This window comes from Larkinella humicola (assembly GCF_008727875.1).
GTDB classification, from domain to species: domain Bacteria; phylum Bacteroidota; class Bacteroidia; order Cytophagales; family Spirosomataceae; genus Larkinella; species Larkinella humicola.
Genome location: NZ_VTWS01000001.1, coordinates 632,549 through 657,464, shown reverse-complemented (window position 1 = coordinate 657,464; position 24,916 = coordinate 632,549). Strand labels below are relative to the sequence as shown.

Genomic DNA, 24,916 nt, shown 5'->3' with positions numbered 1-24,916 from the left:
TTTATTTTCCCATCCACTTCTTAAACTCCGTGGCGCGTTCGCGGCTCACCAGCACCTCCTCTTCGGGAGCCGGTTTTAACGTCAGTTTCAGTTTGTTGTTGAAGTAGGGGTGAATCTGCTGAACGCAGTTAATGTCGACGATAAATTGCCGGTTGGCCCGAAAAAACTGCAAAGGATCGAGCATCGCTTCAAGTTCATCGAGCGTGTAGTCTACCGAAAATTTCTGATTCGTTCGGGTCCGGAACAAACTGACGCCTTCTTCCGAGTAAAAATAGGCGATGTCGGCCACCTCGATGGGCATCCACTGCGAGAGGTGTTTGACCAGAAACCGTTTGCGGTATTCGGCGGGCTGAATCTGCTGACGGAGTTGCTGAACGAGTGCGTCGATGGCCATCCGGCCGCCGGTTTCGGGTTCGGCGGGGTTGCGCAACTTGCGGTGTTTTTCCAGACTCGCTTCCAGTTCGTGCCGTTTGATGGGTTTCAGCAAATAATCGATGCTGTTGACCTTGAACGCCCGCAGGGCGTATTCGTCGTAGGAAGTCGTAAAAATAACCGGCGATTCGACCGGCGTCTGCTCAAAGATTTCAAAGCTTTGTCCGTCAGCCAGTTCGATGTCCATCAAAATCAGATCCGGCGTCGCATTGTTTTGCAGCCACTGGACGGATGCGCGTACGCTGGCGGCCGTTCCAACAATTCGGATGGAATGATCGACGTCCTGCAGCAGTTTGGTCAACTTGCGGACAGCCAGTTCTTCGTCTTCAATTACCAGTACATCCATACGAATCGGTCGTTATTTTTTCGGAGAGGGGGGTTAAGGTGTTACGGTTCAAATCGTACCTACAAGTAGCAGATTCGGTTCGTTTTTTCCAAATCACCTTCCGTTGAAACCGCAAATTGGTGGGTCAAACCGGTATTGTCCGGCCATGAAATGCATCCTTCTTCAGTTGACGCCAATCCGTTCCTGCAGCAGGGGAAGGGTTACGATAAACTGTCCGTCCTTTTCTTCAATAATCGGACTGGGTTGTTTCAGCAGCTTGTATTTGGAAGCGATGTTTGACAAACCGACGTGGTTCGACTCCACCCGAACGTTTTTGCGTTGCAGGGTATTTTTGATCTGTAAAAAACCGTCCGTCGTCTCAATTTTGATTTGCAATGGCTGTTCAGGCAACATGGTATTGTGCTTGACCGCATTTTCGACCAGCATTTGCAGCGTCAACGGAGGCAGCAAAGCGTCTTTGTCCTCCTCCCGAACCGCCACTTGCAGGGAAAGCCCCGAACCATAACGGGTTTTGAGCAAATGGTAGTAGGAATCGATAAAATCCAGTTCTTTCCGAAGGGGCGTCAGCTCGCGCTCGTTGGTTTGTAACAGGTAGCGGTATACGCTGGCCATGTCGTCGACAAATTCTTCGGCCAGGGTTGGATTTTCGGAGATAAGCGACGAGAGCGTATTGAGCGAATTGAACAGAAAATGCGGATTCACCTGGTTTTTCAACACTTCAAACCGGCCCTGCCATTGCATACGCAGCAAGGCTTCTTTTTCGAGATTGGTTTTTCGCCATTGAATAAACAGGTAAGACCCTTCATAAATGCCAATGTATAAAAAGTGGTAAAAAATTTGAATGCCGATGGTTTCCAGGTAGCTGATGAAGAAATTGACATCCCAATCCACGATCGAATCTCCGTCGTGTGGATAGATCAGCGTATGACCAAAAAAACGGAGAAAATACCCGATGTTGACCAGGATAGGAAACGCCAGAAGCAGTAAATAAAACCGGTAGCGAGTGTTGGTCAGACCCGGATGCCGGCGCTGAATCCGCCGGACGAGCCATCGGGTTATGTTCCAGCAAATATAACCGGAGGTAATTCCCACAATAAAATACCGGATCAACTCAATGCTGGTGTAACTGAGCAGCAGTTTAACCCGGAAAAATAACGCCCCAAAAAAGAACAATACCAGTGGCCCCGTCAACCGAAGGCGGGTATCGTTAAAAGTCATCATAGCATCGGATTAAAAGCCAGGCATTCGGGTTTATTTAAGTTCGTTCGTCATCAGGGGCAGGGTGACACAAAAACTGGTTTCCGTGTTCAGGATTTCCAGATTTCCCTGTCCCAGCAATTGGTATTTTGTGGCGATGTTGGCCAAACCGACTCCATTGGAAGCCACGCGGAGGTTTTTCAACTGCACATTGTTCGAAACAATCAGCCGACCGCTCTGTGTGGTTTCAATGCGAATCTGGAGGGGTTGATCAGAAAGTATGATGTTGTGTTTTACCGCATTTTCGACCAGCATCTGGAGCGTCAGCGGTGGTAATTGCGCTTCCCTGAAGCCATCGGCGACACGTACTTCCAATTCGATGCCATTTCCATACCGGGTTTTCAAGAGGTGGAAATACGATTCAATAAATCTCAATTCATCGCGAAGGCTGGTCAGGGCGTTTTCGTTGGTCTGCAATAAATACCGGTATACACTCGATAATTCCTCGATAAACAGTTCCGCTTTTTCAGTGTCTTCATCAATCAGGGACGAAAGCGTATTGAGCGAATTAAAGAGAAAATGCGGATTGACCTGCTGTTTTAAACTGTCAAGCTGGCTCTGTAAGTTCGCTTTTTTAAGCTTTTCGGTTTCGCTGATGGTTTGTGACCATTTCTCAAAAGTATACACACTTTCGTGAACAATGTTGGCGACAATGTTGCCAATAATTCCCAGGGTAATTGCCCAGAAAAGGCGGTTGCTCCCGAAGGTATAGCCCGGAAAATGAATCCACTTATACACGTAAAACAGAAAAGTTATGGCAACCGAAGACATCAGAATGTGAATCGACAGGGCCAGGCACAGGCGCATCCAGGTCTGGCGAATGTGCGGAAATCGTTTGCGAAGATAAACCGCCGGCACGGCGTGGAGAAAAAAAGCCGGTGTCCAGATCAGTGTCGTCAGCAGCGAAGCTCCCAGAAAAATATCCAGCCGTTGGAAATAGGGCTTCCCGAGCATCATGTAGTTCAGGAAAAGGTAATAACCCGGCAAAAGGCCGAGTGCGATCCAGGTGTCACGGTTGGTATAACGGATAGATTTCAGGCCCACATCGGTAGGGAAAAGTCAGGGTAAATTTACCAAAAAATCGGCACCTTTGACGATCAGTGGCACCCGAACACTAAACTGCTGACCGTCGTCGGTGATCACCGGGCGCGGCAAGCGCAGGAGGGTAAACCGTTCGGTGAGTTGCCGTAAACCGCCGGGCTGCTTATTAACCTGTACATTTTTTCGCTGAATGTTGTTAGTCACCCGCAGGGCAACAATCCCGTCGTTGATCTGCGTTTCGGCCTGGAGCGAGATCACGAGCGGCCGGTCGGCCAGAATAATGTTGTGACGAATGGCGTTTTCGATCAGCGTTTGCAGGCTGAAGGGCGGCAAATAACATTCCAGCAGGCACGATTCGATGCCGAGCTGCAATTCGATGGCCGGGCCATACCGGGTTTTTAAGAGGTAAAAAAACGAGTGGATGAAGTTCAGTTCCGTCTGGAGTGATACGAGCTTGCGCTCATTCGATTGCAGCAAATACCGGTACACACTCGATAATTCTTCCAGGAATTTGTTGGCCTGCTGCTTGTCTTCGGAAATCAGAGCCGACAGCGAATTGAGGCTGTTGAACAGAAAATGCGGATTGACCTGGCTTTTCAGGCTGTCGAACTGACCCTGAATCCGGGATTTTTGAATCGCTTCGGCTTCGGCAATGGCATTGCGGTATTGTTGCAGGTAATAGATGATTTCGTAGGTCGTCCCCAGAATCAGGGAACAAAAGATACCGATTCCGATGTAAGCCTGATAGACTCGTGCCGTGATGGGAATAATGGCCAGCCCGGTCAGATCAGTCAGAAAGATGAACAACGACTGGCACAAAACCGCCAGTAGCCCGTAGCCGGTGAACGTGATGACAATCCGCCGGAAGGCGTGCCGGGCGTCCGGGAAGTTTTTGCGGACGTAATGCACCCAGCTCACGGAACCTTCCCAGGCCAGGGTCATGTAGGCCATGCCAATAAAGACCCAGCCTGAATACAGAACCGGGTTATGCTGGTACTCTTTCAGGTAAAGGATATTGCCCAACAGCACCATCAGCGGAATTCCTATCCAGCGGAGCCATCGGTCGTTCGGTCTTTCCAACGTCGTCACGTACTTTGCAATGGTTTATTATTTTTTGTAAAATAAAGGGGAATTAACCGTTGGCTCAATACAGATTGGATTGAAACGCCGACTTTTGGGGTTGAATTGAGGTTAGTTGGCCCTAAAGAGTATAAAATCATTTTGAGCGATTAGTTTTACGTAAGAATCCCAGAAACAACCCGAATCCGGCAAAGACATGCTTAAATACAGTTTACTTTTTCTATTTCTTCCCATTCCCCTTTTTGCCCAGCAAACGCCGTCCAGCCGTTCCGTTACCGATTCCATTCAACTGGCGGAAGTGACCGTTCGGGGCTACGAGACAAACCGCCCGCTGCTCGAAACGGCGGCATCGGTCAATGTGCTTTCCGGCAAAGAACTGAATCAGCGGTTTGGTACCCCGGCCCTCGTCCCGGCTTTCAACACCCTGCCGGGCGTTCGGATGGACGAACGGTCGCCGGGCAGCTACCGGCTTTCGATCCGGGGGAGCCTGATCCGGTCGCCGTTTGGCGTTCGGAATGTCAAAGTCTACTGGAACGAATTGCCGATGACCGATGCGGGGGGCGGCACTTACCTGAATGCGCTGGACGTTCGCTCCATTGGCCGGGTGGAAGTGATCAAAGGACCCTCAGGCAGCTTGTACGGGGCCGGAACCGGTGGTACGGTTTTGCTCAGCGGGCAGGCCAGCCCATCGGGTGAACAGGCCAACCGGGCCGAAGTGAGCGCGCTGGCGGGCTCCTACGGGTTGTCGGGTCAAAACTATACGATTCAAACCGGTCAGAATAATTCGGCTATTTCGTTGAATTACGGGCATTTACAATCGGACGGCTACCGGGCCAACAGCCGGATGTACCGCGACAACCTGTCGTTGAACGCCACCTTTGCCGTCAACCCCAAGCAAACGGTTTCGATCATGGGGCTATACTCGGATTTGATGTACCAGACGCCGGGCGGGTTGACCCAGGCGCAGTTTCTGGCCGACCCCCGCCAGGCCCGGCCCTCGACGCGGGTCTCTCCCGGCAGCGCGGATCAGCGGGCGGCTATTTACCAGAAAACCGGCTATCTGGGTTTCTCGCACCAATACCGCTGGAACGACCGCATTCAGAACACGACGGTTTTGTTCGGTTCGCTAACCGATTTTGCCAATCCGTTTATTACTAACTACGAAAAACGCGCCGATCAGGGCATTGGGGGGCGGACGGTGACGCGCTGGCAGATGATCGAATCGGGCGTTCCCACCCAACTGATTTTTGGGGGCGAGTGGCAGCACAATTTCACCATCACCCGCAATTATGGCAACCGCCGTGGCCAGCCCGACACGCTGCAGTCGGACGACGAATTCCGGGCGTCGCAGTCGGTTTTGTTTGCCCAGTTGGAAGCCAGTCTGCCGTTCGGAATCATTGCCACAGCCGGGTTGAGCCGCAACGAAGTATCGTATCGGTTTACCCGGTTTTCGGATCAGCCCATTGTCCCACAACCGCGTGGCTTTCAGCCGGTCTGGTTGCCGAGGGTAGCGCTGTTGAAGAAAATCGGCGATCACGTGTCGGTTTTTGCCAGCGTCAGCACCGGCTATTCCGCCCCTACGATCCAGGAAGTCCGGCCATCGGCCGGAACCTTTAATCCGACGCTGGAGCCGGAACAGGGTACGAACCTAGAAGCTGCCGTGCGCGGGCAGTTAAACCGGTTTCAGTTCGACGTCGCCGTGTATCAGTTCCGATTGCGGCAAACGATTGTCCGGCGGTCGGTGGAAAGCGGAGCCGAATACTTCATCAATGCAGGCGCCACAAATCAAAAGGGGCTGGAAACGCAACTGTCGTATAATCTGGTGGTTCCGAAACCCGCTGCCTTCTGGCAAACCGTCCGGGTCTGGAACAGCACCACGGTGACCAATTACCGGTTTAAGAATTACCAGCAGGGCACCGCCGATGTGTCTGGTAACCGCGTCACGGGCGTCCCCCCGTTGGTGGTCGTCACCGGTTTTGATGCTGAAACCCGGCTGGGATTCTACGCGCACCTGACGCACCAGTTTATCGATAAATTCCCGCTCGATGATGCCAACGCTTTCCAATCCGACATTGCCCGGATGCTGAACGCGACGCTGGGGTTCCGGAAAACGCTGGCCAAACGCTGGACGCTCGATGCGTATGTCAGTGGTGACAACCTGCTCGATCAAACCTACAGCCTGGGCTATGACCTCAACGCGTTTGGCGGCCGGTTTTACAATGCCGCCCCGCGCCGGAATTTTATGGGTGGCGTGAGGCTGGCAGTTCGGTGGTAAATGAGTTTACAGTACTCGGTTTACAGTTTTCAGTCGCTGACAAGGCAAGCGAAAGCTACCGGAGACGGTAAACCGAAACCATAAAAAACATGTCACGAGGAAGCTTTTCAAGGAATACGGGTCAGTTTGCGCTGCTGATTCTGCGACTGGGCTTAGGCGTCGATCTGGCGATGCACGGTCTGGTTCGAATACCCAAGCTGGCGAAGTTTGCCGATAAAATGGTGAGTGATTTTTCGGCCACCATTCTGCCCGAGTTTTTTGTCCGCGGCTTCGCTTTCACGTTGCCCTTTGTTGAGCTGGCCATTGGCGTTCTGTTGTTTTTGGGAGGGCGGTTTCTGGTCTGGGGCGGTTTGTTGGGCGGATTAACGATGACCGCCCTGATTTTCGGAACAGGTTTGCGGGAAGAATGGAATACCGTTAGTATTCAGTTAATTCATGTACTGGCTTTTTACTTTCTGCTGAAGGAAGCAGAAGAGCGGTAATGCCTCACGTTGGCTTCAACCATACGAGCGCGAATGCAATTCCACCGTTTATTTAGGAGTCTGCGTTACTTTTTGACCTGAAAGCGGTCTCAAGTAGGTAGTCATATTCCTAAAATAAACCGAATCTCATGAGTTTACCCGTTCAAGAATTGAAAGGCATTACTGCTGATCTGGCCGAAGCCTTGAAAGCACAGGGTTTGACCAACACCGACGCCCTGCTCGAAGCCTCCAAAACTGTGCCTTTGCGCAAAAAACTGGCGGCTACGGTCGGTGTAGAAACCGCCGTGATCCTGGATCTGGCCAACCGGGCGGATTTGAATCGCATAGCGGGGATTGGTGGCGTCTATAGCGATTTGCTGGAAGAAGCCGGCGTCGATACCGTCAAGGAACTGGCCCATCGCTCACCGGAAAACCTCTTTGCCAAAATTATGGAAATCAACCAGGAACGGCAGCTTACACTGCGGCCCCCGACGCTGGAAAAAATCACCGATTTTATCAATCAGGCCAAAACTTTACCCGCCGGGTTGGAGTATTGATCAAATAATAAATGTAAAATGATGAACGCCAAATGTAAAAGTGAAGAGGGAAGCACCCGGATACTTTTACATTTGGCGTTCATCATTTTACATTTATCATTCATTTACAACGTTATCGACTCGTCTTTTTCTTCGTAAAACAGGTAATTGAGGTAATCGCAATACGGTTTAATCAACCGGGCACCTTTCACAACTTCATCCACAAAATCCGGTTTTATCACCTCCTGGTCCGAATACCGGTGGAGGAAAAACAATTCTTTCCGGCGCAGTAAGCCAATCTCCGGATGGTCGGCTGAATAGCCTTTGGGCGATGTTTTCATGGTTTCACCGGATATTTCCGGAAAATAGGCCTTGAATTCCGGGGCCTCGATGATGTCTTTCAATTCATCGACGTTGTAGTCGATTTCCTGCCGAAACTTGGCGAGTTGGGCCGGTGTCGGTTGCCACATGCCCGCGCCCAGAAAGGTTTCGCCACCGGGTTGCAGGTGGAAATAATAATCGATCCGACCCGAATGCCGACCACCCGGACCCACAGCAGCCGCCAGATTTTTCTTGTAAGGCGCCTTGTCTTTGGAAAACCGGATGTCGCGGTTGATGCGGAAAATGCAATCCTTTACGGCGGTGTTGGGCAGTGGCTGAAACGTTTCGATACCCTGCAGCAACTTGCCTACAAAACCTTCAAACTCGGATTTAGCCGCATCGTAGCGGGCGCGGTTCGCCTGAAACCACTCCCGGTTGTTGTTTTGAACCAGATCGCGCAGAAAGTCAAGTGTTTGAACGGAGAGCTGAGAATTAGGTGCGTTTTTCGTCTTCATACAGTTCCAAAGCTAGCCAGAAATAGCGAAGTTTGTACGGAAATTCAATTGTGAATGAGTGAATGAGCGAATGAGTGAATAGCTCCGCTGAAAGCATGATTCTGGCGAAGCTATTCACTCATTCGCTCATTCACTCATTCACTCATTCAAAAAATATGTCTCGCATTCTCACTGGTATTCAAAGCAGCGGACGACCGCATTTGGGTAATATTCTGGGGGCTATCAAACCCGCCATCAAACTGTCGGAAGAACCCGGTAATGACTCCTTTCTGTTCATTGCCGACCTGCATTCCCTAACCACCATCAAAGACGGTGCCTTGCGCCGGGACTACATCCGGGCGGTGGCGTCGGCCTGGTTGGCATTTGGGCTTGATACGACCAAAAACACCTTCTGGCGGCAGTCGCACGTGCCGGAGCATACCGAGCTGGCGTGGTACCTAAACTGCTTTACGCCGTTTCCGATGCTGTCGAACGCCCATTCGTTCAAGGATAAGTCGGAGCGGCTGGCGGATGTCAACGCCGGTTTGTTTACGTATCCGTGTCTGATGGCAGCTGATATTCTGCTGTATGACGCCAACCTGGTTCCGGTTGGAAAAGACCAGAAGCAACACGTTGAAATGACGCGCGACATGGCCAGCGCGGTCAATCACCTGGTGGGCGAGGAGATTTTTGTCTTGCCCGAATCCCGCATCGATGAGCGGATTATGACCATCCCGGGCATCGACGGCCAGAAAATGAGCAAGTCATACAACAATTACATCGACATTTTCGTACCGGCCAACGAGCTTTATAAAGTGATCAAAAAGATCGTTTCGGATTCGACGCCACTCGAAGAACCGAAAAATCCGGCTACCGATATTACCTTCCAGTTGTATGCACTGCTGGCGGATGAGGCTCAGGTGGAAACCATGCGCCAGAATTACCTGAACGGCGGGTATGGCTACGGCCACGCCAAAAAGGAATTGTATGAACTGATTATCAGCCAGTTTGCCGAAGCCCGCGAGAAGTTCAATTTCTACATGGAAAACGAAGAAGCACTGGAACGCGAACTGCGCAACGGCGAAGAAAAAGCCCGTGCCGTTGCCTCGGTCACGATGGAACGGGTTCGACGGAAATTAGGCTACAATTAATGGTGAATGAGCGGATGAGTGATTGAGTGAATAGCTTGCCGGGATCTTCGCACACTATTCACTCAATCGCTCATTCACTCATTCACTCATTCAAGTTTGGAAACACTCAAGCAACTCGACACCGACCTCTTTCTCTGGCTGAACGGCTTGTATGCGCCGTGGCTGGATCCGGTTATGGTGGGGGCCACAATGCGCAATACGTGGATTCCGTTCTATGCGTTACTGATTGGCTGGTTGATTTTTCAATATCGGAAACAGGCCTTCGGTCTGGTGCTGACGTTGGTGCTGGCCGTGGTGTTGAGCGATCAGATGGCGTCTGCGGTCATGAAACCGCTGACACTCCGGTTGCGCCCCTGTCACGAGCCGGCCTTGCAAAAGCTCATTCATCCGGTGCTGGAATGTGGCGGCACCTACGGTTTTGCGTCTTCCCATGCCGCCAACACCTTTGCGCTGGCGATGGCATTGTGGTTGTTGATCGGGAAGCGGTTTGGCTGGGTCAGGTGGGTCTTTCTGTGGGCCGCTGTCGTTTCCTACAGCCGGATTTACGTCGGCGCTCATTATCCACTGGATGTTTTGGCGGGTGCCGGGATTGGTGTGATCATGGCTGTTTTGTGTGTGAACGGTTACCAGTATGTACAGAAACGGTTTGATAGGGTGAGAAAATAAGGTGTCTTCGCCGTAAATATTCAATATAATGTTATAATAATCTTATAATCAATCTTCTACAAGAAAACTTTAAGGTTCTCGTCCCAAGAGTCAAATACTATTTGTATTTTTGCGGACATTTTCGGCACTGATTCAGCACTGAATGGCATCCCTCAACACGGTTAAGATTTTTTCAGGTAGTCAATCGACGTATCTGGCAGAGAAAATTGCTCACCATTACGGTAAGAATCTCGGCGGTTACACCCTGCGTAAATTCAGCGATGGAGAGTTGTCTCCGAGTTATGAAGAGTCGGTTCGGGGTTGCGACGTTTTTCTGATTCATTCGACAAACCCGCCCGCCGACAACCTGATGGAGTTGTTGCTGATGGTCGACGCAGCACGTCGGGCCTCGGCTCACTACGTAACGGTCGTCATTCCGTATTTCGGTTACGCCCGGCAGGATCGGAAAGACAAACCGCGGGTGGCCATTGCCGCCAAACTGGTGGCCAACATGCTGGCGGCTGCCGGGGCAGATCGTCTGATGACGATTGACCTCCACGCCGGGCAGATTCAGGGATTCTTTGATTTTCCGGTCGATCACCTGGAAGGAACCTCGGTTTTCGTTCCTTACATTCGAAACCTGAATCTGGATAACCTGCTGATTGCTTCGCCGGACGTTGGTGGTGCGGCCCGCGCCCGGACGTTTGCGAAGCATTTCAATGCCGACATTGTCCTTTGCGACAAACACCGCAAGCGAGCCAACGAAATTGCCTCGATGCAGGTCATCGGGGATGTGGAAGGTGCCAATGTCGTTCTGGTCGATGACCTGATCGATACGGGCGGAACCTTGTGTAAGGCGGCTGAAATTATCCTGGAGAAAGGAGCCAAATCCGTCCGAGCAATCTGTACGCACCCGGTGATGTCGGGCAAAGCGCACGACAACATTACGAATTCGGTGCTGGAAGAACTCGTGGTGTCCGACACCATGCCGTTGCGCCAGCTGAGTCCAAAAGTAAAAGTGCTGACGGTGGCGGACTTGTTTGCCAAAGCCATCGGCCGCATTCGCGATCATGAATCTATTAGTTCATTGTTTATAAATTCTTAAATGGAATACATGGTTTCGATGGTTAATTGGTTTTAATGGTTAAAATGGTTGTACGGTTAAATGATTTAGAGAACTAGAGCATTTAACCGTACAACCATCAAAACCAGGCAATTCCTTTTAACTATCCAGCCATTAAAACCATTTAACCATCAAAACCATAAAATTCATATAAAATGAAACAACACGAGATTGTAGGGTATAACAGAGCGAATCTCGGTAAGACAGAGTCGAAGGCTCTTCGTATCGAAGGAAATGTACCCTGCGTATTGTACGGAGGTAAAACTCAGGTCCATTTCTATTCGCCGGCTATCCTGTTCCGCACCTTGCTGACAACGCCAGACGCGTACGAAGTGACTCTGAACATTGAAGGTGACGAATACAAAGCCATTTTGCAGGACGCGCAGTTCCATCCGGTGAACGACCAAATTCTGCACGCCGATTTCCTGGAAATTGTTGAAGGAAAAGATATTAAAGTGGAAGTACCGATTCGTTTTAGCGGTATTTCTCCCGGTGTACAGCAGGGGGGTAAATTAATTCAGAAAATGCGTAAACTGAAACTGAGCGGGCCTTACACAAAGATTCCCGATTACGTTGAGGTGAACATTTCGAACCTGGAACTGGGTAAAACGGTGAAAGTAAGCGCCATCCAACTGGAAGGTGTCGAAATTCTGGATAGCACAGCTCTCCCGATTGCTACGATTGAAATTCCGCGTTCTATGCGGGGAAAAACCGCTTAACACCGGTTTGATTGCTAATAGATTAGACGTAAAAAGCCAGCCCTTATTGATTGGGCTGGCTTTTTTTGGTTTACGGTTTTCAGTTTACGGTGGCTGACGCATGCTCATAAGCACTAGGTATAATGCATCAGCCACCGTAAACCGTATACTGAAAACCGTAAACCAATCACTTCTTCGTCACCCGAATCGAAATCCGGCGGTTTTGGGCGCGGCCTTCTTCGGTGTCATTCGACGCCACCGGATGTTCCTGTCCGTAGCCTTCTGCATCCAGCCGGCTTTTGTCGATGTCCAGATTGGCCAATTCGTTTTGAACGGATTTAGCCCGGTCGCCCGAGAGTTTCAGGTTGGAATCCGCATTGCCGGTATTATCCGTGTAACCGCCCAATTTAATGGCGACACCCGGATAGGCTTTCAGGATTTCGGCGATGTTTTTCAACTGCTCCTGCGACTCGGGTTTAAGCGTGGCGCTGCCGGTTTCGAACGTCAGCCGATCGAAGTCAAACCAGGTTTCTTTATCGACCGCTTTTTGGTCATCCTCGATGAAGGCCAGTAGTTTGTTTTCAACGCCCAGTTCAGGTAGGGAGAGTTCAGTGCCGTTTGTCAATTTAACCGGTTGAAACGCGCCCAGATTGGGCGTGCTAACGGTTTCATTGTCAGCCCCCGTTGATTTTTCCAGATCGACGCCTTCCATGCCGCCCACCGCAACCTGACCTTCCTGCACAAATTCCGTGGTTTCAGTCGATTGCACGGCGATGTACGGCGCAATGACCAGCGATACGATCGACATGAGCTTGATCAGAATATTCATTGATGGACCGGAGGTGTCTTTAAACGGATCACCAACGGTATCACCCGTTACCGACGCTTTGTGCGGTTCCGATTTTTTGTAATATATCTGCCCGTTGATTTCGACGCCTTTCTCGAAAGACTTCTTGGCATTGTCCCACGCGCCACCGGCGTTGCTCTGGAAAATCCCCATTAAAACGCCGGAAACCGTGACCCCTGCCAGAAAACCGCCCAATACTTCGGGGCCGAAAATGAAACCGACGATGACCGGTGAAATCAAGGCGATAGCGCCCGGCAGAATCATTTCGCGAATCGACGCCTGGGTTGAAATGGCGACGCATTTTTCGTATTCCGGTTTGCCGGTTCCTTCCAGAATGCCCGGAATTTCGCGGAACTGACGACGAACTTCCTCCACCATTTTCATGGCCGCCCGGCCCACGGCGGCAATCGCCAGCGACGAGAAGATGAACGGAATCATTCCGCCGACGAAAAGGCCGGACAACACATCGGCTTTGTAAATGTCGATGCCGGTGATGCCCGAAACGCCCACAAAAGCGGCCAGCAGGGCCAGCGACGTCAGGGCGGCTGAGGCAATGGCGAATCCTTTACCGGTGGCAGCTGTCGTGTTTCCAACGGCATCCAGGATATCCGTCCGTCCCCGAACTTCTTCGGGGAGTTCGCTCATTTCGGCAATCCCACCGGCGTTATCGGCAATTGGACCAAAGGCGTCGATGGCCAATTGCATGGCGGTCGTCGCCATCATCCCGGCGGCTGAAATCGCCACCCCGTACAGACCGGCAAATTTGTAGGAAATAAAAATACCGGCGGCCAGCGTCAGAATCGGCAAAACGGTCGATTCCATGCCCACCGATAAACCGCCGATGATGTTGGTTGCGTGACCGGTTGACGACTGGCGAACGATGGTCATCACCGGACGGCGACCCATCGCGGTGTAATATTCGGTAATAATCGACATCAACGCCCCGACCACCAAACCGGTCACGATGGCGTAAAACACATCGAGCCGTGTGAACTCAACGCCCCGGATTTCCAGGATGCCGGTGGGCAGAACCGCGTTCACCAGAAAATAGGACGCAACAACCGTCAGGATGATGGATGCCCAGTTGCCCATGTTCAGAGCCGCCTGCACGTTGCCGTTATCGTCTTTTACCCGCACAAAATAGGTGGCAATGATGGAGAAGATCAGCCCCATGCCGGCAATCAGCATCGGCAACACGATGGGCGCGTGACCAAAAATGTTGCTCACATCCGGAATCCGGATTTCCCGACCCAGCACCATCGTGGCCAGAATGGTGGCCACGTAGGAACCGAACAAATCGGCACCCATCCCGGCAACATCCCCGACGTTGTCACCCACGTTATCGGCAATGGTGGCCGGGTTCCGTGGATCATCTTCCGGAATACCAGCTTCAACTTTTCCCACCAAATCCGCACCGACGTCAGCCGCTTTGGTGTAAATACCGCCCCCGACGCGCGCAAACAAGGCTATCGACTCGGCACCCAGGGAGAAACCGGCCAGCACTTCCAATGTTTTTTCCATGGGAATTCCGTTCACATCGCCGGTGGCTCCCACGTAAATGGAATAAAAAATGATGAATAAAACGCTCAGCCCGATCACGGCCAGACTGGCCACGCCGATGCCCATCACCGAGCCGCCGGTGAACGAAACCGCCAGCGCGCGGGTCAGGCTGGTCCGGGCGGCCTGTGCCGTGCGAACGTTCGCTTTGGTGGCGATTTTCATGCCGATGTACCCCGCGAGAGCCGAGGTGAAAGCCCCGATGGCGAAGGCAATCCCGATGGGCCAGTCGGAGTTTTCAACTAAAGTACCGGCAAAACTGAGCAGGAGGGCAACAAAAACACCGAAGATTATGAGGACCCGCCATTCGGCTTTTAGAAAGGCAATGGCACCGTCGGCGATGTAGGATGCGATCTCCTGCATCCGTTCGTTACCAGCATCCTGGCGCGAAACCCATACAAATTTGGTGTACATCACCACCAGGCCAATGAGACCCAGAATGGGAACAAGGTAAATACTCGAATTCATGCTGTAAGATTAATGAGGTTTAATTTTTGCAAAGTCGCAAATATAATTGGATTGACAGCAATTGAAAATCGGGAAACTGGTTTTGATAGATTTTTTAGAGAAAAACTGTACTTATTTTTAGGGATCAAAAAAAACGGACTTTTAATTCAAAATGCGCCGAAGCCGGTAGTAATTCGTTCGGTTACCCTGACTATTTTTGTTATTCATGTGACTGCTTCCTTCTGATGATCGACAGACCTTATTTTAAATTCTGCTGCTATACCGCGTTCGTTCTCACCGCGTTCGCTTCCCTTTCGTTCGGGCAAAACAAACCAGCCGCGGCCGGAACCATCTTGCAGGGGCTCAAAAAACTAAACGTGGTAGGGTCAGTCCTGTATGTGGCAGCCCACCCGGACGACGAAAATACGCAGTTGCTGACGTATCTGGCCAATGAGCGACTGCTCCGAACCGGCTACCTTTCCATGACGCGGGGTGACGGTGGGCAGAACCTGATCGGACCCGAGCAGGGCGAATACATTGGCGTGATTCGGACGCAGGAATTGCTGGCTGCCCGGCGCATCGACGGGCCGGATCAGTTTTTCAGCCGGGCCAACGATTTCGGTTTTTCCAAATCGACGGACGAAGCCGTTCGGATGTGGGGGCAGGAGCAGGCCCTGGCCGATGTGGTCTGGATGATTCGGAAATACCGCCCGGATGTGATCATCACCCGGTTTCCGCCCGACAGCCGCGCCGGTCACGGACACCACAGCGCATCGGGGTATCTGGCTGAGGAAGCCTTTAAGATTGCCAACGACCCGACCAAATATCCTGAGCAGCTGAAGTGGGTGAAACCGTGGCAGCCCAAACGGATTTTCTGGAACGTGTTTATTCCGGGGGCGTTTATGAGCAACAAAAAACCGGACGAACCGGGCGTGATTTCGGTGGAAACCGGTCTCTATAATCCGTTGTTGGGAAAATCGTACGGCGAAATTGCCGCCGAAAGCCGAAGCCAGCACAAAAGCCAGGGCTTTGGCGTTCCGGCCAATCGGGGTGTTAAAATCGATTACCTGGCCTTGAAAGGCGGAGAACCGGCCCCGAATGACCCCTTCGATGGTGTCGATCTGAGCTGGAAACGCGTTGCGGGCAGCGAACCGGTGCAGCAGTTGATCAATCAGGCGATTGCCAATTTTAAACCCGAAAAACCGGTCGCTTCGGTACCGGTGCTGGTGCAGACGTATAAGGCACTCAGTCGGCTCGATACGGCCAATATCTACGTCAAAACCAAACGCCTGGAAATCGAGACGTTGATTCAGCAGTGCATCGGACTCTGGTTTGAAACCAACCCCGGCAACTACGCAGCCGCGCCCGGTGAAGCCATTCGGGTGACGAGCAGCGTGGTGAACCGCACCGACTACCCGGTCAAGCTGATCGGCATGCAAATGCCCGCGATCCAGAAAGATACGGTTACGAATCTGGTTCTGAAGCCGAATGATGTGGCTGCGTTTACAACGACGGTGAGCATTCCGGCCAACCAACCGATCTCGCAGCCTTACTGGCTGGAAAAACCGGTGGTGAAAGGCTTGTTTCAGGTGAGCAACCAGGCCCTGATCGGCTACCCCGAAAATCCGCCCGCATTCACGACGCTTTATACCTTCGATATTGATGGCCAGACGTTTACCTTTAGCCGTCCGTGGAGCTACAAATCGACCGATCCGGTGGATGGCGAAATCTACCGCCCGTTCATTATTCAACCAGCCGTTATGGTCAACCTCGCCGAGCGGGTGTATGTATTTGCCGACAATACGCCCAAAACCGTCGATGTAATTTTGAAATCCGGCCGGGCAAACGTTTCCGGGACGTTAAAGCTCGAAGTTCCAGCGGGCTGGCGGATCGAACCGGCGCAATTGCCGTTCGAATTGAAAGAAAAGGCGCAGGAGGTGCGGGTCTCGTTCCGGGTATTTCCGTCGGCGGCCTACAGCGAGGGCAAACTGCGCGCGGTGGTCAGCACCGAATCGCCGGAAAAAACCGGGTATGCCAGCAGTCTGCGGGTGGTGGCGTACAAACACATTCCCACCCAGACCCTGTTCCCGGCGGCTGAAGCCAAATTGGTGAAACTGGACGTCAAGGTAAAAAGTAAAAACATTGGGTACATTGCGGGAGCAGGAGATGAAGTTCCGGCAGCTTTGCAGCAGATCGGTTGTCTGGTCACTCCGCTTGGGCCCCGTGAACTGAACGCCGACCTGGCACGCTTCGATGCCATTGTCGTGGGGGTTCGGGCCTACAACACGGAAGAATGGCTTCGCTATTACCAGCCGAAGCTAATGGATTATGTTAAAAATGGTGGCACCATGATCGTCCAGTACGTAACCCCGGGTGGCTCCTTCATTCAGAATGGCCTGAAAGTGAATCAGATCGGGCCGTATCCCTTCACCGTTGGCCGGGACCGGGTCACGGAAGAGGAGGCCAAAATGACCTTTTTAAAACCGCAACATCCCTTGCTCACTACACCCAACAAGATTACGGATCAGGATTTTAGCGGCTGGGTTCAGGAGCGCGGCATCTATTTTGCGCAGGACTGGGACAAAGCCTATGAACCCATCTTTTCGGCGCACGACACCAATGAAGCCGCCAAAGACGGGAGCTTGATTTATTGCAAATACGGAAAGGGACACTTTATGTACACTGGTCTGGTGTTTTTCCGGGAACTACCGGCGGGTGTTCCAGGAGCCTATCGTTTATTCGCCAATATGATTTCGGTTGGGAAGTAACTCAGGCATCAACAGAATGTGGCAAATCTGGATTGATACCGGTGGAACCTTCACGGATGGTATGGCCACCGATCCAGGGGGTACTGTACAGCGCACAAAAGTACTCAGCAGCAGTTGTCTTCGGGGGATAATCACGTCTGATAATGGGCTTCATCTGGACGCGCAATGGCTTCAGGCTTCCATTTTTAATGGCTATCGGTTGCGAATTTTGGAAACCGGTGAAGAAGCAACGGTTTTAAACCTGGATTTATCGGGTAATCTTCTGTTGGATAGAGTAATAAGTCTCCAAAGTGAAGTAACGGTTGAGTTATTCACGGGGGAAGAAGCACCGGTTTTAGCCACGCGATTACTGACCTTAACACCGTTAGATAAACCGTTTCCGGTGCTGGAAATGCGTCTGGGAACAACCAAAGGAACGAACGCATTGCTGGAACGAAAAGGGGGACGGGTCGGGCTGATTGTTACCAAAGGCTTTAAAGATTTGCTCAAAATCGGGACGCAGCAACGGCCCCATCTTTTTCAACTGAATATTCCTCCGGCTGAGCTTGTCTACGAATCCGTGTGGGAACTGGACGAGCGGATGGATGCCGACGGGCAACCGGTTAAGCCTCTGGCCGACGTATCGGTGACCCAGCTTCTGGAACATCTCCGTTTGGCCAAACCGGATGTAGTCGCCGTTTCTCTGATGAACGCCTACCAAAACCCGGAACATGAACAGCAGATAAGCGCAGCCTTGCGCAAAGCCGGTTTTCTGGTGACGCTTTCCAGTGAGCTTTCCTCCGCCATTCAGTATCTGCCTCGTACGCAAACGACGGTAGTCGATGCCTATCTGACCCCGGTTTTGCGTTCATACCTGTCCAATTTGACCAGGCAACTGGGCGGGAATCCCGTTCGGGTGATGACCAGCGGAGGAGGGCTAGTGAAAGCCGACCTGTTTCAACCCAAAGACAGTTTGCTGAGTGGCCCGGCCGGTGGAGTGATTGGCGCCGGGCACGTTGCCAAAAGCCTGGCTGATTTTTCAATTAACCGGACGCTGACCCTCGATGTCGGCGGCACCAGCACGGACGTGGCCCGGTTCGATGGTCGGGTCGACTACCAGTTTACGACCAAAGTAGGCCCTTTTGCGCTGCAATCGCCTTCGCTGGCCGTAGAAACCGTGGCGGCCGGGGGCGGTTCGGTTTGCTGGTTCGACGAAACTGGTTCGACGTTCGGGCAATTGCGGGTGGGGCCACAAAGCGCGGGCGCATCGCCGGGTCCGGCTTGCTATGGAGCGGGTGGTCCACTGACGATTACCGACGTCAATCTGTTGCTGGGACGGCTGCATCCGGCCTTGTTTGGCATTCCGGTACAGGTCGAAAAGGCAAAATTGGCTTTGCAACGGGTTCAGAAACAGGTGGAACAGAAAACCGGCAAAGCCGTCGATGAAAAAAGTCTGCTGCTCGGATTTGAACGGATTGCCAACGAAACGATGGCCGGGGCGATTCGTAAAATTTCCGTGGCCCGTGGGTTTGACCCGAGAGACTATGCCTTGCTGGTTTTCGGTGGTGCCGGGGGCTTACACGGATGCACCGTGGCTCAGTTGCTGGGTATTCAGACGCTGATTCTACCGTTCGACGGCGGGTTGCTGAGTGCATTTGGAATCGGTCAGGCCCGGATTGAGCGGATGGCCGCCCGGCAAATCCTAAAAGCACTTGAAAAAGCCGCGCCCGAATTGAAACAAGTGGTCACTGACTTAATCAACGATGCAACAGCGGTTTTACGGCAGGATATTGGTGAACAAACGGCAGTTGAGGTAAATAACGTTCTGTTTTTCATGCGGTTGAAGGGCCAGGAAAGTGCGATCGAAGTCCCGTATATCGAAATGATGGACCAAAAAACCGGGTCGGTTTTGGATCTGGAAAAAGCCCTCGAAGCTCGCTTCCGGGAACGGTATCAGCACCTTTACGGTCATTTTCCAGCCAATCGGGTGATTGAGCTGGAAAACATTCGGGTCCTGGTCAGTGAAAAAAGCAAAGAACTGATTTTCAGCCAGGATGGTGTACGAAACATACCGGCAACACCAGCTTTTTCCGTCGGGTCGGTTCCTGTTTATGAGTGGATAACGCTACCGGAAGGTGCGTTTTTCAAAGGCCCGGCCTTGTTATTGAATACCACGTCCTCCGGTTTTCTGGAAGAAGGTTGGGAAGTTACCATCGGCCCGAATCGAAATGCAGTCGCCCGGTATACGGGTGAGTCTCAAACCGCCGATGCACCCTTGCTGGAAGCGGCTCAAACGGAATTGTTTGCCCGCCGGTTTACGGCCATTGCCGAAGAAATGGGCGCTCAGTTGCAGCGAACGGCTTTTTCGGTGAACGTGAAAGAACGGCTGGATTTCTCCTGTGCCTTGCTGAACGAAAAGGCCGAATTGCTGGTCAATGCGCCCCACATTCCGGTGCATCTCGGAAGCCTGGGAATTTGTACTCGCTTGGTCTTGAACAAATTGTCGCTGGGTCCGGGCGATGTGGTGATCACCAACCACCCCAAATACGGCGGATCGCATTTGCCCGATGTGACCTTGATTGCAGGTGTTTTTACCGAAACCCAGGCCTTGATTGGCTACGTCGTCAACCGCGCCCATCACGCCGAAATTGGTGGAAAAGTGCCCGGTTCGATGCCGCCCGATGCTACACGACTGATGGAGGAGGGTGTGGTGCTGGAACCGCAATACCTCGTTAAAAACGGCCAGTTTTTGTGGGATGACGTCCAGAAACGGTTTACGGAAGCCACTTTTCCAACCCGCTCGCTGGCCGAAAACCGGGCCGATATCGAAGCCGCGCTGGCGTCACTGCGGGCCGGAGAAACCGCTTTGCAGGCCTTGGTTGGTCAGCACGGGTTAGCAACGGTCCACGGCTACATGCATCGTCTTCAGCAGGCGGCTGCCCATTCATTAAAACCGGTTTTGGAGCAGTTTGCCGGACAAACCTTTTCGGCGCAGGAGTCGCTGGACGATGGAAACCGGATTTGTGTCATCATTACCGTTGAGAAGGAGTCGATTCTCTTTGATTTTGCCGGTACGTCGCCCGTTCATGTCCATAATCTGAATGCCAACCTGTCCATTTTATACAGTGCGGTTTTGTACGTGCTTCGGTTATGGTGTGGACAGGACATCCCTCTCAATGAAGGCCTGATGGCCCCGGTTTCGCTTCAATTGCCCGAGTGCTTTCTCAATCCCACGTTTTCGGATGATCCGGCAGACTGTCCGGCCGTGGTAGGCGGCAATACTGAAGTCAGCCAGCGGCTGGTGGATACCTTGCTGAAAGCCCTGGGGTTATCCGCCTGTAGTCAGGGTACGATGAATAATTTCCTGTTTGGTAATTCGGCGTTTGGCTATTACGAAACCATCGGCGGGGGCGCGGGGGCCGGACCCGGTTTTGCGGGTCGTTCGGCGGTCCATCAACACATGACCAACACCAAACTCACCGATCCGGAAGAACTGGAACGGCGGTATCCGGTGCGCCTGCACCGGTTTGACATTCGGGCCGGTTCGGGAGGAGCGGGCGCCTGGCCCGGTGGTGATGGCATTGTCCGGGAAATCGAATTTCTGGAAACCGTTCAGGCCACCTTGCTCAGCCAGCACCGGGTAGAAGCACCGTATGGATTACAGGGCGGAGAGCCGGGTCAAACCGGACAGCAGACGCTGATTGAGCCCGATGGACGAGAGACCGCCTTGCCGGGAATTTTTACCCGCTCTATGATCCCGGGTGAGCGGATTCGGATTGAAACGCCGGGCGGTGGCGGTTTTGGCAAGCTGAAATTAGACCTAACTAGACTCTTAACGCTTCATTCTTAACTCACTCTTTCTGTGCAAAAGTCACTCTCGTTACGCTCCGGTTTGGGTAGTATTCTTTTCTGGTCTGTTATCTCGGCGGCCTTCATTGGTCCCGGTTCAGTTACAGCCTGTACGATGGCGGGGGCGCAATACGGCCTCAGTCTGCTGTGGGTTCTGACATTTGCCACGCTGGGTACGGTCTGGTTGCAGGAAGCCGCATCCCGCATCACCATTGCAACGGGCCGGGACTTGGGTCAGACCATTGCGCTGGCCAATCAAAAAACCGGCAAAACCATTCCGGCGCTGTTGTTTTTTGCCATTCTGCTGGGCTGTGCCGCCTATCAGGCCGGTAACATCCTCGGTGCGGTTTCCGGTCTGGTACTGTTGACGGGCTGGTCGGCCCGTTGGCTAACGCTGGCCGTTGGGCTGGTTTGCGTGCTGCTGCTCGCCATGGGCTCGACCCGGTGGATTGCTAATTTCCTCGGAATCATCGTGTTTGTGATGGGTGGAGCTTTTGTTTACGTTGCCGTCGGGGCGTCGCCACCAGCCCTTGAAGTGGCCAAGGCATTGCTGGTTCCTTCCTATCCGGCGGGTTCATTGCTGCTCATCAACAGTCTGATCGGAACCACCATCGTTCCGTATAATCTGTTCTTTGGTTCGGGCATTACACAGGGACAGACGTTGTCCGAAATGCGTCTGGGCATCTGGATTGCCGTGTTGCTGGGTGGACTGATTTCGGTTGTTTTGCTCATTGCCGGGCTGCTGGTGACGGGCGGTTTTTCGTTTATGAACATGGCCGCCGTGCTGAGTGAGCGCGTTGGTGCGTGGGGTGGGCTGTTGTTTGCCTTTGGGTTGTTTGCCGCCGGTTTTGCATCCTCGTTGACAGCGCCATTGGCGGCTGCGGTCACCGCCCAGAGCTTGCTGGGGTGGCCGGTCAGCTCGTGGAAATACCGGATCGTGTGGTTGCTGGTAATTGCAGTGGGGCTGGCGTTTGGGTTATCAGACTACAACCCAGTAACGATTATTGTGGTGGTTCAGGCTGTTAACGGAATTTTATTGCCCGTGGTTACGGTATTTCTATTTCTGGCGGTCAACAACAAAAAGCTCATTCCCGAAACTTTCCGGAATTCGGTGCTGCAAAATCTGGCGATGCTGTTCGTGGTGGCCGTCTCTTTACTTTTCGGCGGCTGGAATGTGTGGCTGGCCATTCAGAATTTGGTGAAATAAACAGATTAAACCCGTTCCCGTTCGTTCATCACAAAACCTTTTGATTTTGGTTCAGGAGAATTGTATCTTCGGTTAATCAAACAAATGATGGTATGAAAACGAGGAAAACTATACTGGCTTTATCGATTTCAATCGCATTGCTGGCTGGATTAAGCGGCTGTGCGACAAAAGTATACCAACTCAAACCGGTTTCCGGCGATGTGGCCCTGATCGACGGCCGGCCGACCACCAAAGCAGAACAGGATGGGATTGTGGTCGTGGCTTCTTACGAACGGCTGGATTTGCAATACGTAGCGCTTGATATCGAAGTGAAGAACAAAACGGACCGCCCGTTCGACGTCAATCCGGCCAAATTTGAATACACGGCCCTGGATGAAGACCAGCACACGGTTTTCCGGACGGCCAGTTCGCCCCAGAAACCGCTCATGTTTTCGGCGGCTGACCCCATTCACGAAGCGGATCGCACAGTTTACAACCAGGAGCGGGAAGTGAAACGGCTGAAAACGGCGAAAGTCATCAATACCGTTTTGCTGGTGGCGGCAGTGGCCAGTGATGTCGCCAGTTCGTCGTCCCGCAACAACCAGCGGCCCGAACGCTGGGTGCAAAACCGGATTAACCACAACAATATCTATACGGCCATTCAAGCCAAACGCATCATCGACCACGGCATGTTTGCCGACCGGATGCAACGCTACGATTACGAATCCTACCGCTGGAAAGAAGTTGCGCTCAAACCCACGACCTTACAGCCCGGCGAATCCGTTCGGGGCCTGGTGTATTTGCCCATGAGCCGCGATGCCAAACACATGCTGGTCAACTATCCGGTGTCTGAATATGAATCGGTTATGATTACGTTTCAGCAGGGATGGGTGAAAGCGGAAAAGCGGAGGAGGTAACATGCACAAACGGTATCCCAACCAGCTTTCTTACGGAGCGAATAATCTCGTCGTGGCTTTATCCGAAACCGAAGTGGCCAAGGTTTTTCGGGGGATACGCGTTCGGATATCGGATCGGAAGCCGAAAAGCTGAAGATTGCCAATCCGATCAATGGATTGGTTGCCCGGTTTATGCGACTGGATTACGACGAAGCGAGCGAGTGGGACATGTTGGTGATGGAACGGCTTTATCCTCAGGATTTCTGTAGTATTGAAATTTCCAAACGGGAATTGTTGCTGGATGTTTTTGAGGATGAATTAACAGAACTGCACAAGGCCGATTTTGTCCACCGGTATATCCGGCGCCCTTCCGATCAGAGCGGAGAGAAATACGACAACATTATGCTGACTGAAAAAGGGTTACGGTTGATTGATGTCGGAATTTCGGCTTTAAAGACTCAGGTGGGTGAGAAGCTGTTTGGAAAATACCTGGAAGTTGAACTGGCGGAATTGGATGAATTTGAGACCTATTTTTTAAGCCGATGAGCACGGAATGGGAATATAAAAGCTTAGGTTTTTCCATCAAATAAGCGCATTTAAGACTCAATAGATAATGTCATCAGAAGCTCCCAAAAACCGCCCGGATATTTCGCCAACCGCTTTTTGGGATGTCGATTTTGAGCACCTTGACTTCGAAATCAAATCCCGGTTTGTGATTGAGAAAGTATTGAATTATGGCCTTTGGGCGGATATTACCGCTTTATTTCACTACTACGGTTTTGAACGGGTTAAAGCCGAAGTGCTTGAAATTGCTTACCTAAAAAAGAAAACGCTTTCGTTTTGTTGCGTTATCTTTGACCTGAAGCCCGAGCAATTTCGATGTTATACACGGCAACAGTCCAGCCCGGCACCCTGGAATTACTAAAAAACTTACTAAAATTTCCGTTGCTTCAACCATTTGCTTTGGCTGGGGAGACGAATTTGTCTTTACGGCTTGGTCATTGGATTTCAGTCGATTTAGATTTGTTTACAAATCAGGCCTTTTCTGAGCAGGAAATTTTTGAAGAAATCTTGTTGCACTTTACCCCGGTTATTGAACTGGACGAAGCCCGAAACACATTGAGCTTATTGATTGAAGGCATCAAAGTTGATTTGCTGGCCCACCGATACCCCCTTGTTCAGCCGTTTTTTCAAGAAGAGACCATCCGTTTTTGGTCAGTTGAGGATGTCATTGCGATGAAGCTGGGAGCCATCAGCAGTCGGGGAGCTAAAAAGGATTTTTGGGATCTAGCAGAACTAATGAACCATTTTTCATTAAACCAAATGCTTGACTTCTTTGTATTGAAGTACCCTAATAGCTATATTGGGTATGTCATACGCTCTTTAACTTATTTTGAAGATGCTGATCCACAAGAAGATCCCGTCAGTCTGAAAGCAGTTTCCTGGGAACAGGTCAAACACTTCATTAATAGCTCGGTCAAGTCTTACATCCGCTTTTAACAAAAAGCAGTCGTTAAAATACATTAG

20 protein-coding genes are annotated in these 24,916 nt (G+C 51.9%); 14 read left to right on the top strand and 6 right to left on the bottom strand.

What is annotated here, in order from left to right:
* Position 1: 1 nt before the first annotated feature.
* The 4 genes from F0P93_RS02815 to F0P93_RS02800 form a co-directional block, all read right to left on the bottom strand.
* A complete protein-coding gene (locus tag F0P93_RS02815; protein WP_150874841.1) occupies positions 2–778 on the bottom strand; it encodes a LytR/AlgR family response regulator transcription factor in 777 nt (258 codons plus the stop codon).
* Positions 779–940: 162 nt separating this feature from the next.
* Positions 941–1,999 carry a sensor histidine kinase gene (locus F0P93_RS02810; RefSeq protein ID WP_150874840.1) on the bottom strand — a complete coding sequence of 353 codons (1,059 nt, stop codon included), beginning with the start codon at positions 1,997–1,999 and terminating at the stop codon, positions 941–943.
* A gap of 30 nt (positions 2,000–2,029) precedes the next feature.
* Complete coding sequence (locus F0P93_RS02805) at positions 2,030–3,079, bottom strand: sensor histidine kinase (RefSeq protein ID WP_225309345.1); 1,050 nt, start codon at positions 3,077–3,079, stop codon at positions 2,030–2,032.
* Between the two features lie 15 nt (positions 3,080–3,094).
* Positions 3,095–4,165: a sensor histidine kinase gene (locus F0P93_RS02800; RefSeq protein ID WP_150874839.1), complete on the bottom strand. Its 1,071-nt coding sequence runs from the start codon at positions 4,163–4,165 to the stop codon at positions 3,095–3,097.
* A 187-nt stretch (positions 4,166–4,352) separates the two neighbouring features.
* Between F0P93_RS02800 and F0P93_RS02795 the strand changes: the two genes are divergently transcribed.
* The 3 genes from F0P93_RS02795 (at position 4,353) to F0P93_RS02785 (ending at position 7,449) form a co-directional block, all read left to right on the top strand.
* Positions 4,353–6,431: a TonB-dependent receptor gene (locus F0P93_RS02795; RefSeq protein ID WP_150874838.1), complete on the top strand. Its 2,079-nt coding sequence runs from the start codon at positions 4,353–4,355 to the stop codon at positions 6,429–6,431.
* 89 nt (positions 6,432–6,520) lie between these two features.
* Entirely contained in the window at positions 6,521–6,913 is a 393-nt protein-coding gene (locus F0P93_RS02790) for a MauE/DoxX family redox-associated membrane protein (RefSeq protein ID WP_150874837.1), read from the top strand.
* A gap of 128 nt (positions 6,914–7,041) precedes the next feature.
* Positions 7,042–7,449: a DUF4332 domain-containing protein gene (locus F0P93_RS02785; protein WP_150874836.1), complete on the top strand. Its 408-nt coding sequence runs from the start codon at positions 7,042–7,044 to the stop codon at positions 7,447–7,449.
* A gap of 104 nt (positions 7,450–7,553) precedes the next feature.
* Here the strand turns inward: F0P93_RS02785 and F0P93_RS02780 are convergent, their stop codons facing one another.
* Positions 7,554–8,264 (bottom strand): DUF2461 domain-containing protein, encoded by a 711-nt coding sequence (locus F0P93_RS02780; RefSeq protein ID WP_150874835.1) that lies wholly within the window; start codon positions 8,262–8,264, stop codon positions 7,554–7,556.
* Between the two features lie 155 nt (positions 8,265–8,419).
* Between F0P93_RS02780 and trpS the strand changes: the two genes are divergently transcribed.
* From trpS to F0P93_RS02760, 4 genes are all read left to right on the top strand, one after another.
* Complete coding sequence (trpS, locus tag F0P93_RS02775) at positions 8,420–9,394, top strand: tryptophan--tRNA ligase (protein WP_150874834.1); 975 nt, start codon at positions 8,420–8,422, stop codon at positions 9,392–9,394.
* A 96-nt stretch (positions 9,395–9,490) separates the two neighbouring features.
* On the top strand, positions 9,491–10,060 hold the full coding sequence (locus F0P93_RS02770; RefSeq protein WP_225309344.1) for a phosphatase PAP2 family protein: 570 nt from the start codon (positions 9,491–9,493) through the stop codon (positions 10,058–10,060).
* 142 nt (positions 10,061–10,202) lie between these two features.
* Positions 10,203–11,144 carry a ribose-phosphate pyrophosphokinase gene (locus F0P93_RS02765; RefSeq protein WP_150874833.1) on the top strand — a complete coding sequence of 314 codons (942 nt, stop codon included), beginning with the start codon at positions 10,203–10,205 and terminating at the stop codon, positions 11,142–11,144.
* Positions 11,145–11,317: 173 nt separating this feature from the next.
* Entirely contained in the window at positions 11,318–11,881 is a 564-nt protein-coding gene (locus F0P93_RS02760; RefSeq protein ID WP_114409278.1) for a 50S ribosomal protein L25/general stress protein Ctc, read from the top strand.
* A gap of 166 nt (positions 11,882–12,047) precedes the next feature.
* Here the strand turns inward: F0P93_RS02760 and F0P93_RS02755 are convergent, their stop codons facing one another.
* Positions 12,048–14,732 carry a sodium-translocating pyrophosphatase gene (locus F0P93_RS02755; RefSeq protein WP_150874832.1) on the bottom strand — a complete coding sequence of 895 codons (2,685 nt, stop codon included), beginning with the start codon at positions 14,730–14,732 and terminating at the stop codon, positions 12,048–12,050.
* A gap of 224 nt (positions 14,733–14,956) precedes the next feature.
* Here F0P93_RS02755 and F0P93_RS02750 point away from each other — a divergent pair, with 224 nt between their 5' ends.
* The 7 genes from F0P93_RS02750 to F0P93_RS02720 all read left to right on the top strand — a co-directional run bounded on the left by F0P93_RS02750 (position 14,957) and on the right by F0P93_RS02720 (position 24,889).
* Positions 14,957–17,479 carry a PIG-L family deacetylase gene (locus tag F0P93_RS02750; protein WP_150874831.1) on the top strand — a complete coding sequence of 841 codons (2,523 nt, stop codon included), beginning with the start codon at positions 14,957–14,959 and terminating at the stop codon, positions 17,477–17,479.
* A gap of 16 nt (positions 17,480–17,495) precedes the next feature.
* Positions 17,496–21,308 carry a hydantoinase B/oxoprolinase family protein gene (locus F0P93_RS02745; RefSeq protein WP_150874830.1) on the top strand — a complete coding sequence of 1,271 codons (3,813 nt, stop codon included), beginning with the start codon at positions 17,496–17,498 and terminating at the stop codon, positions 21,306–21,308.
* A gap of 12 nt (positions 21,309–21,320) precedes the next feature.
* Positions 21,321–22,514: an NRAMP family divalent metal transporter gene (locus F0P93_RS02740; RefSeq protein WP_225309343.1), complete on the top strand. Its 1,194-nt coding sequence runs from the start codon at positions 21,321–21,323 to the stop codon at positions 22,512–22,514.
* Positions 22,515–22,606: 92 nt separating this feature from the next.
* Positions 22,607–23,410, top strand: coding sequence for a hypothetical protein (locus F0P93_RS02735; RefSeq protein ID WP_150874829.1), 804 nt, complete (start codon positions 22,607–22,609; stop codon positions 23,408–23,410).
* Between the two features lie 156 nt (positions 23,411–23,566).
* A complete protein-coding gene (locus F0P93_RS02730; RefSeq protein WP_225309342.1) occupies positions 23,567–23,935 on the top strand; it encodes a hypothetical protein in 369 nt (122 codons plus the stop codon).
* A 67-nt stretch (positions 23,936–24,002) separates the two neighbouring features.
* On the top strand, positions 24,003–24,314 hold the full coding sequence (locus F0P93_RS02725; RefSeq protein ID WP_150874828.1) for a DUF6922 domain-containing protein: 312 nt from the start codon (positions 24,003–24,005) through the stop codon (positions 24,312–24,314).
* 20 nt (positions 24,315–24,334) lie between these two features.
* Complete coding sequence (locus tag F0P93_RS02720) at positions 24,335–24,889, top strand: nucleotidyl transferase AbiEii/AbiGii toxin family protein (protein ID WP_225309341.1); 555 nt, start codon at positions 24,335–24,337, stop codon at positions 24,887–24,889.
* Positions 24,890–24,916: the final 27 nt, after the last annotated feature.

Excerpts from the sequence above, each read along its gene's own strand:
- F0P93_RS02815 (WP_150874841.1), bottom strand. The coding sequence starts at position 778 with ATGGATGTACTGGTAATTGAAGACGAAGAACTGGCTGTCCGCAAGTTG.
- F0P93_RS02810 (WP_150874840.1), bottom strand. The coding sequence starts at position 1,999 with ATGATGACTTTTAACGATACCCGCCTTCGGTTGACGGGGCCACTGGTA.
- F0P93_RS02795 (WP_150874838.1), top strand. The coding sequence starts at position 4,353 with ATGCTTAAATACAGTTTACTTTTTCTATTTCTTCCCATTCCCCTTTTT.
- F0P93_RS02790 (WP_150874837.1), top strand. The coding sequence starts at position 6,521 with ATGTCACGAGGAAGCTTTTCAAGGAATACGGGTCAGTTTGCGCTGCTG.
- F0P93_RS02785 (WP_150874836.1), top strand. The coding sequence starts at position 7,042 with ATGAGTTTACCCGTTCAAGAATTGAAAGGCATTACTGCTGATCTGGCC.
- F0P93_RS02780 (WP_150874835.1), bottom strand. The coding sequence starts at position 8,264 with ATGAAGACGAAAAACGCACCTAATTCTCAGCTCTCCGTTCAAACACTT.
- trpS (WP_150874834.1), top strand. The coding sequence starts at position 8,420 with ATGTCTCGCATTCTCACTGGTATTCAAAGCAGCGGACGACCGCATTTG.
- F0P93_RS02765 (WP_150874833.1), top strand. The coding sequence starts at position 10,203 with ATGGCATCCCTCAACACGGTTAAGATTTTTTCAGGTAGTCAATCGACG.
- F0P93_RS02760 (WP_114409278.1), top strand. The coding sequence starts at position 11,318 with ATGAAACAACACGAGATTGTAGGGTATAACAGAGCGAATCTCGGTAAG.
- F0P93_RS02755 (WP_150874832.1), bottom strand. The coding sequence starts at position 14,732 with ATGAATTCGAGTATTTACCTTGTTCCCATTCTGGGTCTCATTGGCCTG.
- F0P93_RS02750 (WP_150874831.1), top strand. The coding sequence starts at position 14,957 with ATGATCGACAGACCTTATTTTAAATTCTGCTGCTATACCGCGTTCGTT.
- F0P93_RS02745 (WP_150874830.1), top strand. The coding sequence starts at position 17,496 with ATGTGGCAAATCTGGATTGATACCGGTGGAACCTTCACGGATGGTATG.
- F0P93_RS02735 (WP_150874829.1), top strand. The coding sequence starts at position 22,607 with ATGAAAACGAGGAAAACTATACTGGCTTTATCGATTTCAATCGCATTG.
- F0P93_RS02725 (WP_150874828.1), top strand. The coding sequence starts at position 24,003 with ATGTCATCAGAAGCTCCCAAAAACCGCCCGGATATTTCGCCAACCGCT.